This window comes from Ruegeria sp. CI1 (genome assembly GCF_056536925.1).
Genome location: NZ_JBQFQP010000009.1, coordinates 147,982 through 161,557, shown reverse-complemented (window position 1 = coordinate 161,557; position 13,576 = coordinate 147,982). Strand labels below are relative to the sequence as shown.

General features: G+C 56.0%; 14 protein-coding genes, 1 other RNA gene and 1 riboswitch. Of the genes, 9 read left to right on the top strand and 6 right to left on the bottom strand.

Features of this window, described 5'->3' with window-relative positions:
- Positions 1 to 5: 5 nt before the first annotated feature.
- Both ACR0LZ_RS12630 and ACR0LZ_RS12625 read right to left on the bottom strand, forming a co-directional pair.
- Positions 6 to 1,853: an extracellular solute-binding protein gene (locus ACR0LZ_RS12630; RefSeq protein ID WP_480750204.1), complete on the bottom strand. Its 1,848-nt coding sequence runs from the start codon at positions 1,851 to 1,853 to the stop codon at positions 6 to 8.
- Between the two features lie 234 nt (positions 1,854 to 2,087).
- On the bottom strand, positions 2,088 to 2,594 hold the full coding sequence (locus ACR0LZ_RS12625; RefSeq protein ID WP_480750203.1) for a c-type cytochrome: 507 nt from the start codon (positions 2,592 to 2,594) through the stop codon (positions 2,088 to 2,090).
- A gap of 120 nt (positions 2,595 to 2,714) precedes the next feature.
- On the opposite strand from ACR0LZ_RS12625, the gene ACR0LZ_RS12620 reads away from it, so the two are divergent.
- The gene (locus tag ACR0LZ_RS12620; RefSeq protein ID WP_480750159.1) at positions 2,715 to 3,548 is read left to right on the top strand and encodes a prephenate dehydratase; all 834 of its coding nucleotides are present in this window, start codon (positions 2,715 to 2,717) and stop codon (positions 3,546 to 3,548) included.
- A gap of 24 nt (positions 3,549 to 3,572) precedes the next feature.
- Here the strand turns inward: ACR0LZ_RS12620 and ACR0LZ_RS12615 are convergent, their stop codons facing one another.
- On the bottom strand, positions 3,573 to 4,040 hold the full coding sequence (locus ACR0LZ_RS12615; RefSeq protein WP_480750158.1) for an SRPBCC family protein: 468 nt from the start codon (positions 4,038 to 4,040) through the stop codon (positions 3,573 to 3,575).
- Between the two features lie 39 nt (positions 4,041 to 4,079).
- On the bottom strand, positions 4,080 to 5,063 hold the full coding sequence (gene nudC / locus ACR0LZ_RS12610) for an NAD(+) diphosphatase (RefSeq protein ID WP_480750157.1): 984 nt from the start codon (positions 5,061 to 5,063) through the stop codon (positions 4,080 to 4,082).
- Between the two features lie 278 nt (positions 5,064 to 5,341).
- Here nudC and ACR0LZ_RS12605 point away from each other — a divergent pair, with 278 nt between their 5' ends.
- From ACR0LZ_RS12605 to ffs, 3 genes are all read left to right on the top strand, one after another.
- On the top strand, positions 5,342 to 6,952 hold the full coding sequence (locus ACR0LZ_RS12605; RefSeq protein WP_480750156.1) for a bifunctional 2',3'-cyclic-nucleotide 2'-phosphodiesterase/3'-nucleotidase: 1,611 nt from the start codon (positions 5,342 to 5,344) through the stop codon (positions 6,950 to 6,952).
- Entirely contained in the window at positions 6,949 to 7,155 is a 207-nt protein-coding gene (locus tag ACR0LZ_RS12600) for a hypothetical protein (protein WP_480750155.1), read from the top strand. Before ACR0LZ_RS12605 ends, ACR0LZ_RS12600 begins: the two co-directional genes overlap by 4 nt.
- 39 nt (positions 7,156 to 7,194) lie before the next feature.
- An RNA gene (gene ffs, locus ACR0LZ_RS12595) (signal recognition particle sRNA small type) lies at positions 7,195 to 7,293 on the top strand.
- A gap of 28 nt (positions 7,294 to 7,321) precedes the next feature.
- Here ffs and ACR0LZ_RS12590 read toward each other — a convergent pair.
- On the bottom strand, positions 7,322 to 8,173 hold the full coding sequence (locus ACR0LZ_RS12590) for an alpha/beta hydrolase family protein (RefSeq protein WP_480750154.1): 852 nt from the start codon (positions 8,171 to 8,173) through the stop codon (positions 7,322 to 7,324).
- An 83-nt stretch (positions 8,174 to 8,256) separates the two neighbouring features.
- On the opposite strand from ACR0LZ_RS12590, the gene ACR0LZ_RS12585 reads away from it, so the two are divergent.
- A complete protein-coding gene (locus tag ACR0LZ_RS12585; protein ID WP_480750153.1) occupies positions 8,257 to 8,832 on the top strand; it encodes a TetR/AcrR family transcriptional regulator in 576 nt (191 codons plus the stop codon).
- A 63-nt stretch (positions 8,833 to 8,895) separates the two neighbouring features.
- A riboswitch (cobalamin riboswitch) is annotated at positions 8,896 to 9,101 on the top strand.
- Between the two features lie 89 nt (positions 9,102 to 9,190).
- Positions 9,191 to 9,595 carry a hypothetical protein gene (locus ACR0LZ_RS12580; RefSeq protein ID WP_480750152.1) on the top strand — a complete coding sequence of 135 codons (405 nt, stop codon included), beginning with the start codon at positions 9,191 to 9,193 and terminating at the stop codon, positions 9,593 to 9,595.
- 38 nt (positions 9,596 to 9,633) lie between these two features.
- Here the strand turns inward: ACR0LZ_RS12580 and ACR0LZ_RS12575 are convergent, their stop codons facing one another.
- Positions 9,634 to 10,137 carry a protein-tyrosine phosphatase family protein gene (locus ACR0LZ_RS12575; RefSeq protein WP_480750151.1) on the bottom strand — a complete coding sequence of 168 codons (504 nt, stop codon included), beginning with the start codon at positions 10,135 to 10,137 and terminating at the stop codon, positions 9,634 to 9,636.
- A gap of 168 nt (positions 10,138 to 10,305) precedes the next feature.
- Between ACR0LZ_RS12575 and ACR0LZ_RS12570 the strand changes: the two genes are divergently transcribed.
- The 3 genes from ACR0LZ_RS12570 (at position 10,306) to ACR0LZ_RS12560 (ending at position 13,548) form a co-directional block, all read left to right on the top strand.
- Complete coding sequence (locus tag ACR0LZ_RS12570; RefSeq protein WP_480750150.1) at positions 10,306 to 12,072, top strand: DNA polymerase III subunit gamma/tau; 1,767 nt, start codon at positions 10,306 to 10,308, stop codon at positions 12,070 to 12,072.
- 99 nt (positions 12,073 to 12,171) lie between these two features.
- Positions 12,172 to 13,041 (top strand): TauD/TfdA dioxygenase family protein, encoded by an 870-nt coding sequence (locus tag ACR0LZ_RS12565; protein ID WP_480750149.1) that lies wholly within the window; start codon positions 12,172 to 12,174, stop codon positions 13,039 to 13,041.
- A gap of 162 nt (positions 13,042 to 13,203) precedes the next feature.
- A complete protein-coding gene (locus tag ACR0LZ_RS12560) occupies positions 13,204 to 13,548 on the top strand; it encodes a YbaB/EbfC family nucleoid-associated protein (protein WP_480750148.1) in 345 nt (114 codons plus the stop codon).
- Positions 13,549 to 13,576: the final 28 nt, after the last annotated feature.

Sequence of the window (13,576 nt, the reverse complement as noted above, 5' to 3'; positions counted from 1 at the left end):
GCGGCTTACCGCAACGCGCCCGAGGTTTTCAATGCTGCTTCCTTGTCAGCATTGATCCACCACAGGTCTTCGACGCCCAGCGCGTAAGGCGGCAGTTTTTCGGGGAATTCATACATGTCCCAGTAAGCGACCCAGTATTTGCCCAGATACCATGTCGGGACCATGATACGTTTGGCACGCAAAACCCTGTCAAGCGCACGGACATTGGCCTGCAATTCTTCGGTTTCCCGCGCCGCGACGATATTGTCGATCAGCGGTTCGATATCCGGGCCGTTCGCACCGGAAGGGTTGAACACGGAATAGCTGGCGGCCTCGGTTCCGAATTGCTGATACAGCCCGGTCGACGGCTGCAGAGACATCGGATAGCCGCCCATGATCATGTCAAAATCGCGATCTCTGCGGCGAAGTGTGAACTGAGCATTGTCCACCCGGTTGTAAATCGCTTCGATCCCCATAGCGCGAAGGTTGTCCACGAAAGGCTGGATTATCCGGTCAAGTGTCGGCTCATCCGACAAAAACTCAATACGCAGTACTTGCCCCTGTTCGTTGCGGCGCAACCCGTCATCACCGACGGTCCAACCCGCGTCGTCGAGAAGTTTCATCGCTTTACGTAGATTGCCTCGATCATTCTGTCGTTTAGGACTTGATTGATGCGCCACGACCGGTTCCTCGGTCAGAACGTTGGCATCCAATGCATCGCCAAGGCTTTCCAGAATTTCGCGCTCCCTACCTTCCGGGAGACCGGTTGCTTCAAGATGCGTGCCTTCCCAGAACGAATCACGCTGCTGGAACAGACCGTATTGCAGGCTTTCATTGGTCCATTCGAAATTGAACGCAAGCTGCACCGCCGCACGTACCCGGATATCCTGAAACTGCGGGCGGTCCAGGTTCATGACAAAACCGCTGGCTGATGGCACGTCCCCATCCACGAATTCCGCCTGTATCACGTGCCCATTTGCAATCGCAGGAAAATCATAGGCCGTAGCCCAGCTTTTCGAGTTGTTTTCCTGCCTAAGGGTGAAAGTTCCACCCTTGAACCCTTCCATCGCGGCGATTGAGTCGCTGAAATACTCAATCCTGATGGTGTCAAAGTTGTTGCGCCCCACATTGACATTCAGGTGATCGCCCCAATAGTCCGGGTTGCGTTTGTATACGATGCGTCGGTTGATGTCATAACTGTCCAACACATAGGGCGCGGACCCGATGCCGGGAACCAGACGTGGCTTGTCGAGCCTGCGATTTTCGGGATCGGCCTCGAACCACGATTTCGAAAAGACCGGAGTGCCAGCCACCTGCGTGATCAGGGAGCGGCGCGAGATATCTGGAGCAAAATAGAACTTGACTCGATGGGTACCTAGGGCCTCGGCCTTGGGAATGCGCTTGCGCACCGCATCGGCATAAGATTTCAGCCCCTGGTCCAGCAGAATATTGTGCGAAAACACCACGTCCTCGGCAGTAATTGGTGTGCCGTCAGAAAACCGCGCTTCGGGGCGCATATTGAAGATCACCCAATCCTGGCTTTCCGGATATTCAAGGCTTTCAGCCAACAAGCCGTAATACGCCCCAACCTCGTCATAGGATGGAACCATCAGACTTTCATACTGATCCGCTGACCGTGCCCCTGCTCGGCCCTGGCGCGTAAACGGGTTGAAGCTGTCGAATGTACCTTGCGCGGCATATGACAGTTCACCACCGCGCGGAGCATTTGGATTTACATAGTCGAAATGCGCAAATCCCTTGGGGTATTTCAGATCACCAAATTCGGAGAAACCGTAGCTTTTTATGATCTTTTCTTCCGCCTGCAACTGAGACGCAGCCATAATCAATAGTGAGAACAGCCCCCATGACAACATGGAAACCCAATGCCTTGCATCAACGGTGCGGGCACAGGTCTGAACTCGGGGTGGTCGCATCTGGCTCTTCCTCCGGGGTCGGTGTCGTTCTTGATCTTGTTGCTGCTAGCTAAAGGTCCAGCCACGCCAGTTGCAAGTTTAGAATAGGTGATCGGATCGTGAAGACCACTTCAGAAACGAAAAAAGCCGCTGCCAAAGTGCAGCGGCCTTGATTCGTCTGAAATTTCGCGGGGATCAATCGTCCAGGCTGTCCAGATAGGCGATCACGTTTACCCGGTCGCTGGCCTTGTTGAGACCCGCAAAGCTCATCGATGTGCCCGGAACGTCACCGCTGGGTTTTGTCAGGAAGGCATCCAATGCCTCAGGCGTCCACTCGCCGCCCTTTTCCTGCATCGCGCCGGAATACCCGAAGCCAGCCGCTGTCGCGACCGGGCGACCAACAACACCGTAAAGATACGGGCCAGTTCCGTTCGCTCCGTCTTCCAGTTTGTGGCAGGCTTGGCATTTCTTGAAGACCTTGGCGCCCTTGTCGACATCGGCGGCCATCATCATCTCATCAAAGCTGACTTCCTCAGCTTCACTGACTTCTTCGGTCGGCTCTTCGGTTTCGATGATATAGGCGGCCTCGCCGTGACCATCTACATGATAAAGAACCTCGGCCGCCCATTTGGCCAGAAGAAGCGCCAGAAAGGCGCCAAACAGGCCTGCAGCGGCCTTGGTAACTGTCATCGTGTCGAACATTGCTCGCGAGTCCATTTCAACTGTCTGCGCGGGTGTCTAAGGCTTCCCCTTGCAAGAGGCAAGGTATAGACACCGCGACTAAACGCCCAAATAACGAACTTGTTGCATGGAAACGACCAAATGACCAACCGAATTGCCTTTCAGGGAGAGCCCGGCGCCTATAGTCACGAGGCCTGCCGGAACGCGCGGCCCGACATGGACGCCCTTCCCTGCCGCACGTTCGAAGATGTGATCGAGGCGGTTCGGTCGGGCGAGGCGGAACTCGCGATGCTGCCGGTAGAGAACTCGACTTATGGGCGCGTGGCCGACATTCACCGACTGCTTCCGCATAGTGGATTGCATATCATCGACGAGGCGTTCGTGCGCGTGCATATCAATCTTTTGGGTGTACCAGGTGCTAGTCTGGAAGATGTTGCCGAGGCGCATTCGCACCTCGTGTTGTTACCACAGTGTCAGGGGTTCCTTCGCGAGCACAACATCCGCGGGCGAGTCAGCCCCGACAATGCCCGCGCCGCACGTGAGGTTGCGGAACGCGGTGACAAAAGCCATGCGGCACTGGCGAGTGAACTGGCTGGCGAAATCTATGGGCTGAATGTTCTGGCTCGACATATCGAGGATCATGGCGACAACACCACCCGATTCCTTGTCATGTCCCGCACGATCGACGAATCACGCAGGGGCGAGCACGGTATGATCACCAGCTTCGTTTTTCAGGTGCGCAACATTCCCGCGGCGCTGTACAAAGCCATGGGTGGTTTCGCCACCAACGGGGTGAACATGGTCAAGCTGGAAAGCTATATGGTCGACGGGTCATTCACAGCAACGCAGTTCTATGCCGATATCGTCGGACATCCGGAGGATCGGAATGTCCAACTGGCTATGGACGAGCTGAACCATTTTACAACAAACGTGGAAATTCTGGGTGTCTACCCAGCTGCGCGGCCCCGAAGTTAGGCTGACAATCGGGCATCGCCGGCGTCACCCCGATTGCGAATGTCGTTGCTCCAAGCTGCTTGCAAACTCTGCCAGCCGAAGGTGGAACTGCCGTTTCAGACGCGACTTCCCAAGCTTGAGCGATTGTAGCAACAGTCGTGCGGGCAGCGTTGTTGCCACAAATTCGATCTCGACCAATATCCTTGTCCGCACCGGCGACAGAGCCACGAGCTCAACTTGGGTATGTCCGTTCATTCCCTTGCCGGACGCCTCAAAGCGCATCAGTGTCGGCTCTTGAAATTTTCCGAGGACGATCTGCACGTGACGGGCCTTTCCGCGCATCTGAAACACGGTATCCCATGCCAACCCTTCAGATACAGGCCCTGCCGCAAGTTTTCGCTTCACTTCGATCCCGCGTCGGATCGCGAGGCGTTCGAACCGGTCGTAATCGGAAACCATCCGGAACACCTCTTCAATAGGTGCCTCGATATCTTCCTTTTCAGTGAATTTCATTTCGCCCCTCGAAATCTGATCTGGGTTCCGTGTTTCAACTTAATCCAGCGTGTCCGCAAGCCAGTTCTCCAACAAAAAATGCGCAATCGCGCCTTTGCGTGCGGGCAGAAGGGTTGGATGTTCACCCGCGAAAGCCTGCATCATCTCAGCCTTTCCGATCCAAAGCGCATCTTCGATTTCAACCGGATCAATGTTTAAATCCCGTGAAAGGGCCTCGCCCGAGCAGCCGAACATCAAAGATGCAGGAAACGGCCAGGGCTGACTGGCCAGATATTGAACCCGCCCGACCGTAACGCCTGCCTCTTCGAAAACCTCGCGACGCACGGCCGATTCCAGAGTCTCGCCAGGCTCAACAAATCCTGCCAGCAAGGAGTACATCCCTTCAGGCCAACCTGGCGACCTGCCCATCAACACGGCATCCCCGTGCGTAATCAACATTATGACTACAGGATCCGTGCGTGGGAAATGCTGGCCGCCGCACCCAGGGCAACTTCGCTGCCATCCCGCCTGAGACACCTCGCTTCTGGCACCGCAACGGGCGCAGAAGCCGTGGGTTTCGTGCCAGCCAATGACTGCCTTGGCCGTCGCCGCCAGTTCGGCGTCACGGGGGTTGAGGCGCGTCATGACCCGACGCAACTCTGCAAATACATAACCGGTGGGTAAATCCGGATGCTGCTGCTCGCTTCGGTCGACAAAGGCGCCGACGCCGGAAAGATCATGGTCTTCGGCCTGCCAACTGGTGATGTCCGTGGCAAATACCGGTGCGCCTGCTTCGGATAAACCGAGGAAAACGGGGGACTCCATGATATCTCCCGGTTCGGATTGGATCAGCCTGTGAGACATCGTGACTGTCGCCAATCGATCCAACCGTTCACCCTGAACGAGGATCTTTCCGCGCCAAAGCAGCAGGCAGAGTGCTTCGGGATGACCCTTTGCATGCGCCAAAGCGTTGTTGTCGCCGCGAATGTGGGCGCTGCGATTCAATCCCGATCCGCCAAAAGTGACCTGCTCTGCCCGTTTCATTCTTTGTCCTTTGTTTTTCAAAGGGCTGCCACGGTTGTTCGATCAACGCAATGGCCCTGCCAATCAGAGAGGAAATGATTACACGCGACGAAACCACAAACTTTTCTCAAATCCCGCTTCAATTTGCCGTTTTTTCAAACTGTTAAGAAGCAAGGGTCATGTAGACAACAAACACTCCATTTCCGACGGCAGGACATTCATTGAACTCAGAGGCACAGATCAGTCCCAGCACATTGCCGCCAGTTCGCCTGAGAATTCTTGCGACCTCGGATCTGCACATGAATCTTATGGGATATGACTATTACTCGGATCGACCGGAACCCTCTGTCGGGCTGACACGAACCGCGAGCCTGATCAAGGCAGCCCGAGCGGAGGCCGAACAAATGGGTGCGCGCGTCTTGCTATTCGACAATGGTGACTCCATGCAAGGCACGCCTTATGGCGATTTTGCCGCCGATCAGAACGACGTCGCCCACCCGCTGATGCTTGCGTTCAAGCATTTGGGATATGATGCGATCGGGCTTGGCAATCATGACTTCAACTTTGGCTTAGACTGCCTGAGCGGTATTCTGGCTCACGCGCCATGTCCTGCCATATGTAGCAATCTACATTGCGTTGAGGGTAATCAACCGTGGGAGGCATCGGCTATCATTCGTCAGCGATTTGCGGTCGGGTCTGAAACCTGCACTTTGACTGTCGGTGTCTTTTCGGTTCTGCCGCCACAAACCACGGATTGGGAGGCACACCAGCTTGCAGGCAGGGTGACTTCGACTGACATTCTGGAGACTGCTGCTACAGCCGTTAGCGACTTGAAGGATAAAGGATGTGAGCTGGTTATTGCACTGGCACATTCGGGTCTAGCTGGAGCTGTTGTGGAAGCACAAATGGAGAATGCAGTAGTTCCGCTGGCGTCGATCGAAGGCCTCGATGCAATAGTTGCAGGCCACACGCATCTGACTATCCCCGGAGCCGACCATGATGGATTAGCACATGTTGTAGGCGACAAGGGCCTAGTTCATGGCAAACCTGTCGTCATGCCGGGATCGTCAGGATCGCATTTGGGCGTGATCGATCTGGCGTTTGCCCATGAGGCCAACAGTTGGAAAATTGCAGGGCATTCTGTCGAACTTCGCCCGATCTGCAACAGAGGCAACGATGGTTGTGCCCAATCGACCGTCGAAGAAGATCCCAAGTTGGCACGAATATTCGAATGTGGACATGCCGAAACACTAAAGCGGATGAAACAGCCCGTCGGACATGTCAGCCAATCGATGCATAGCTATTTTTCCTTTTGTGCACCGGATAAGGGGCTTTCGCTTGTCGCCGCAGCTCAAGCAGCTGCACTGCGTCCCTTTCTTGCCGGTTTGCCTGAAGGATCACTACCGACATTGTCAGCGGTCACACCCACGAAATTCGGCGGGCGTTCCGGGCCGCGTTTCTATACGGAGGTTCCCGCTGGTGAAGTTTCGATGCGTCACATTGCCGACCTTCACGTCTTTCCCAACGAATTGCGCGCTGTTGTCGTTAACGGCGCAGAATTGCGCGATTGGCTAGAAATGTCAGCATGTCTGTTTAACCAGGTCACTGAAAATAGCCAAGATACCCCGTTGATCAACCCTCTTCGAGCAGGCCATAATTTCGATGTTATCCATGGTGTTGAATACACTATAGATCTGACTTGCCCGCCTCGGTTTCATGCGGATGGCAGTCTGGTTGAAACAGGCAACCGACGCATTGGAAACCTCACTTGGAAGGGAGATCCCATCGGGGATCAGCAGCTTTTCGTCGTGGCACTGAATAACTATCGCGCCAATGGGGGGGGCATTTTTCAGCTTTGGAGAACGCTAAAATCATCAGTATTCCTCGCCTACGCATTCAGCACATCTTGAAGGACTATGTTGAGGGGAGTCTTCCATCTGATCCGCTGCAAGCGACTCCGCATCCGTGGCGTTTCGTCAAGACGCGCAAGACCTCGGTCGTTCTGCAGACCGGTCCCGATGCCTTGCGCTATCTGGATGACCTTTCAGGATACCACCCGGTTGTTCTGGGCATCGATCCCGAAGGTTTCCTGCGGCTACGCCTATCCTTGTGACGGGTTGTCATCGCCAGTCATCTTGCCTATATCGAGCAACGAGAGGTTGGCGCGGGCGAGCGCCTCGCCAACCTGGTCAGGTCCGGAAGGAAGCAGCCACAACGAGTCCCGCTTGGGTCGATGTCCAACCTCTCACTTTCCCACTAATCATCTAGCGTAGACCAACCTAATCGGCGATGAGTGCGGGCCACACAACGGCATTCTTACGCGCAAACGCGCCCAGATGGCCAATTTGCTTCACTCCAAAATCCTGAGGCGTCAATTCACGCCGTCGCGCATCTTGCCCATAAAGTTCGGCCAATCGCCAAACGCATTTGGGCGGGATCACCTGATCGTCCGAAAACGCAATCATATCCACAGATGCGCCACTTCTTTCCCAGTCGGGTTTCGGTAAGGTCGTTCCGGCATCCGGCAGATAGCTTTTTGCGGATGTGCACCATTTTCGCCATTGCCAATAGACCGGAGCAGGTAGATCTGCTCCGAACCCAACAAGACGCCCAGGCAAATACCCCAAACTCTTAACCAGCAGCGGAACATGCCCGAACCAAAACATTCTGGCGAGCGCTTGATAAGGCCAAGGGTGATCGCGATGTTGTACCAGCCCTGAACAGACACAGATCATTCTGTCGATTTCTTCGATGCCAGGCTGCAAAGGACCGAGCATCCCGCCAATCGAATGCCCGATGACCCAAAGCTTTGAATTTGGGAACCGACGACGCATTTCCGTCCGAGCCGCGGGCATGTCGACCAATGCCCAATCGGTCATGGATGACTTGGATTTCTTTAGGTTGCCGGTCAAAGAGTGGCCGAAATCCCGGTAATCGTACGTCAGACAAGCAATTCCGCGTTCTAAGGCCAGCCACGATGCGAAATGTCTGTAGTAGTCCCTCGGAACACCGGTCGCCCCATTGAGCACGACCGTAACTTCTGGCTTTTCTTTCGCATGAAAGAGGCGGGCAGACAGTTGGTAGTCGCCCGAGTGAATAAGAAGGTCTTCAGCTGACACCTGGTCCTGCATATTTAACTCCGCGCCCCCTAGACCGGTCGGTCTAGTCCTGATCTCTGGACCAATTGGTCCAGTGCTGTCAATAATCCACGCAAATGACTGAACGTCCTTTGCCAACAAAAGAGCGCCTGATTCGGGCTGCGGCCGACCTTTTCCAGAGGTCGGGCTATCACGGGGTCGGGCTGAACGAAGTTCTTTCCGTGGCTGACGCACCCAAAGGATCGCTGTATCACCATTTCCCGAATGGAAAGGCCGATCTGGCGCTTGCGGCCGCTACTTGGGCGTCCGATGCGATGCTTGGTCTTATTGCCGCGTCATTTGAGCCTGCGGAAGATTTCCAGTCCGGGGCCACAACTCTTTGCAACAAGATAGCGAAACTTTTCGACAAATCAGGTCAGTGGGATACCTGCCCGATTTCCGCTACTTTGTTCGAAGGGCCGGACAACAATATATTCCGCAACCATGCCTATCACTTGTACGAGGGTTGGATAACCGAAGTCGCACATCACGCAAGGCGACTTGGAGTGGCCGAGCCAGAATTCGCGGCAGATACTGTGTTCATACTGCTCCAGGGCGGGTGGCAGTTGGCCCGGGCAAGGCGATCTTCGGAGACCCTAAGAAACGTGCCTTGCCGCTTGAGCAAGATGTCGACGTCTAAACAAATTCAGTAAACCCGCCCGGCGCGACAAAGGTGCTTGAACCGCAGGATTCGTCTTGACCCAGAATTGTGCGCCCGCTAGCGATTAGGCGATGGTTTCCGGCCGCGTTCACGGTCGGAATGAAAAGGGAACACGGTACGGTTCTTCCAGAACCAATTCCGCGACTGCCCCCGCAACTGTAGGCGGCGAGCGAAGCCGAAATGCCACTGGTCCAAGGGCCGGGAAGGTCGGCAAAGCAGCGACCCGCAAGTCAGGAGACCTGCCATCGGAACTGAAACTCGAACTCGGGCGGGGTGTCCGGGACAGGGTCCGATAGCTGATTGCTGTCCTTCCCGTCCGTTGTCCTCGTCACCAGCGCGGAGGGCGCGACATGATTTGGAAATCCGACAAGCACCTGTTCACGGCAACAGTGTGCCAGAAAACCGGTAAACCCTGCCCGGCATTGGCGCAAATGGGTAAAAAACTGGCACAGGCGATATCTGCGGCAAAGCCATTGACTGCAGATGACTTCGAGATCGACGGAAGCTGCGCACTTGAACATTGTGCCACTGGGTGCGATGCCAGATTCCGCGCCGATCATTCTCGCATTCGAGTATTCTGCGGTGTGAATGACGAGGCGGATAGCGAACGCCTGAACCAGATTGAAGACGCTCTATTGAACTCTTCTCGGACCGTTTTTCCCTCGGGTTGGATCAAGCAGATGCCCTGCGCGTTCCTCGAAGCAGTTCCGCAGGGCAATCAGGCGGCAGAAACCGCCTGCCACGCGCCACTTTGAAAGACCGCCAACGCAAAAACATAACCCTCAGTCCGGCCTCAGGGCCGGTCTGCCACCATCTGCCCTTTCAGCGCCCAATCCATTTGGGGTTCGGTTTCGACGGCGCAGGGGCGAATGGCGCGTAGCCGTTTCAGCGCATCCGAAGGTCTTTCACCACATTCGACCATCAACCTCAGCGCAGCCATTCCCGATCTTCCGCAACCGCCACGACAGTGGATCAAAATCCGACCACCGCCAGCAAGTGCCTGCCGCGCAGACGCACTGGTCTCGGCCCATTTCGCCTGGACATGACTGGGCGGAATACCAAAATCTTCGATCGGCAAATGGACCCATCGGCAGGCGCGCGCCTGAATATCCAAGCCGAAACTGCGCGCGCCGTCTTGGATCATTTCGACCTCTGTCGTCATCGAAATCACTAGGCCCGGTTTCCAGTCGGCAATGGTGTCGAGGTCAGAAGGATAGTCTCCGCTCCGACCCGGCATCTGGCAGATAGCCAATGTGCCTCCGCCCACCTGCAGCCCAAATATCACCAGTTGTGACACGATTAGCTCCCACACAACCAACACGCTGAAATCTGCATTCTCCAATGGATGCCTGAGTGTTTTACCCCGGCTTGCAAGCAATCCAAACCAAAATCGGACCTGCTGCTGTGGACGCGGGCATCGCGGCACACTACGCTGCGGTTTTAAGACGAATCCGGCAGAGCAGACATGACCGACACCGCACCCGCACCCTATCAGGTTCTTGCCCGAAAATATCGCCCCGAAACCTTTGCCGATCTGGTCGGCCAGGATTCGATGGTGCGGACACTAAGAAACGCCTTTGAAGCAGACCGGATTGCGCAGGCTTTTATCATGACCGGCATTCGCGGGACGGGTAAAACCACTACCGCACGGATCATCGCCAAGGGCATGAACTGCATCGGGCCGGATGGAAACGGAAAGCCGACAACTGAACCTTGCGGTCAGTGCGAGCATTGCGTTGCGATCATGGAAGGCCGTCATGTAGACGTGATGGAGATGGATGCAGCAAGCCGGACCGGTGTTGGCGACATTCGCGAGATCATCGACAGCGTCCGCTACCGCGCTGCCAGCGCGCGGTATAAGATTTACATTATCGACGAGGTTCACATGTTGTCGACCAGCGCGTTCAACGCGCTGCTGAAGACGCTTGAAGAACCTCCGGCGCACGTGAAATTCATTTTCGCGACAACTGAAATTCGCAAGGTTCCGGTCACAGTTCTGTCTCGTTGCCAGCGCTTTGATCTGCGTCGGATCGAACCCGAAGATATGATCGGCCTGCTACGCATGATCGCCGAATCGGAGGGAGCTCAGATCGCTGGCGACGCACTGGCTCTGATCACCCGCGCAGCTGAAGGTTCGGCCCGGGATGCGACCTCGCTTCTGGATCAGGCGATCTCGCATGGCGCCGGGGAGACCTCTGCGGATCAGGTACGTGCAATGTTGGGGCTGGCGGACCGGGGTCGGGTTCTGGACCTGATGGACATGATCCTGCGGGGCGATGCGGCGGGGGCATTGACCGAACTGGGTGCGCAATATGCCGAAGGCGCCGATCCATTGGCAGTGTTGCGAGATCTGGCCGAGATCACCCATTGGGTTTCTGTTGTCAAAATCACGCCTGATGCAGCAGAAGACCCGACCGTTTCGCCCGACGAACGCGCGCGAGGGATACAAATGGCACAGGCGCTGCCTATGCGCGTTTTGACGCGGATGTGGCAGATGCTGCTGAAGGCGCTGGAGGAAGTTTCTGGTGCGCCTAATTCCATGATGGCCGCCGAGATGGCGATCATTCGTCTGACTCATGTCGCCGATCTACCCAGCCCGGAAGAACTGATCAAGCGACTGCAGGATGCGCCTGCGCCACCGGCACCGAACGGCCCGGGTGGAGGAGTTCCCTTGTCAGGCGGGAGTACGTCGACCGCACAGTCAACAGCATCTTATGCGCCAGGCAACCAGTCCGCTCGGCGTCACAACAGCGGTGCGCCAGTTGCAGCCCTCGCGCAGGACCTGCAAGCCGCTTTGGGGCGATACCCAACATTCGAACACGTGGTCGAACTGATCCGCTCCAATCGTGACGGCAAGTTGCTGGTCGATGTTGAGGACGGGATTCGCCTTGTTGCTTATCAACCGGGGCGTATTGAGTTTACCCCGTCCGACAAAGCGCCCAACGATCTGGCCCAGAGGCTGGGCGCAAGCCTGCAACGCTGGACGGGCAATCGTTGGGCTGTTTCGATCGTCTCGAATGGCGAGGCACAGACGATTTCGGAAATTCGCGATGCCGTCGAGATCGCCCTGAAAAATGAAGCCAGTGCGCATCCGTTGGTGCAGGCCGTGATCGCACAGTTCCCCAAGGCCAGCATCACCCGCATCACAACCCCCGAACAACGAGCAGCGCTGGTCGAAGCCGAGGCACTTCCCGAAGTCGAAGACGAATGGGATCCGTTCGAAGAAGAATAGTGACCTTGCAGACGCGTGCCGCTACAAATGTCGCAAATACGCTTGAAGGGTCGATTGCAATCTCACACGGTTCCGGGAGTTGTCTGACAGGAGCCTGGCATGCGAACTGACCCTCTGCACTCCCGTTTCGGATTAATTATTCACGACGTTGATCTGCGCGACGTGACTGCGGAATCGCATTACCCGCGAATCCGGCAAATGTTCGAAACTCATTCCGCGCTTTTGTTCCGCAACCAATCCCTGACGGATGCCGATCACATTCGGTTGGGCGAGTTGTTCGGCCCGCTCGAAAACCGTGAGGCGATGGCGGCGGGACGCGATGTCGAATTCCAAGTTTCGGAGCTTTCCAACCAGACTTCCGATGGACTACGGTCGCGCGATGATCTGCGGCTGCTTGACCTGCAAGCCAATATGCTCTGGCACACGGACAGCACTTTCTTGCCCACTCCTGCGCTGGTCAACATTCTGACTGCGCGTGTTGTTCCCCCTTCGGGTGGAGAGACAGAAATTGCCTCGACGCGGGCAGCGTGGGCGGACATGCCTGAAACCCTTAAATCGAAACTAAAAAATGCGATCATATGGCATCGGTTGTCTCACTCCCGCGCCCAGATCTCTTCCGAACTCGCCGCATTGTCTCGAATGACCCGCTGGCCCGATCGCCCGTGGCGCGCGATCTGGCCCAATCCAACAACCGGCGATGAGGCCTTGTTCATTGCCTCGCACGCTTTTGCCATCGAGGGGTTGGGCCATGGAGAAAGCCAGGAAATACTAGCAGAGGCGATGACGTTTTGCACACGCCCCGAATACGTGTATTCCCATCAGTGGTCGGTGGGTGATGTGCTGATTTGGGATGAACGGGCAACAGTGCATCGAGGTCGTCCATGGGACTATGAACATCCTCGATCCCTTCGCTCGATCTGCTGCTCAGTCACGTCTAAAGACGGGCTAGATGATGTCCGTGTGATCTGACCTGTCTCACCCACGTCGCACGGGGATGCCTCCACGATGCCCGGCCCAACCGAAGGAGTTGTCTCGGCGAAAACTGAAACGACGGATGGGAACGCGTGCCCCTTGTGCCAACCAGTTTGCACCCGTATCTAGGCGTCAAACCGAAATGCAGGAGAAAGAACCATGCTTAAAGGACTTGGCGGGCTTGGCGACATGGCCAAGATGATGAAGTCAGCTCAAGAGCTTCAGACCAAGATGACCCAGATGCAGGAAGATCTGCACAACGTTTTGGTCATTGGCGAATCGGGCGCCGGGCTGGTCAAGGCGACGGCCTCAGCCAAGGGCGATCTCATGGCTCTCGATATCGATCCGTCGATCTTCAACGGTGACGACAAAGAGGTGGTTGAAGACCTGATCCTGGCCGCTATCAAGGACGCCCAGGCCAAAGCTGCCGAGAAAGCTCAGGAAGAGATGGCCAGACTAACCGAAAGCTTGGGGCTTCCCAAAGACATCAAGCTACCGTTCTGATAATAGCACCTGCACGGCAGATGATTGG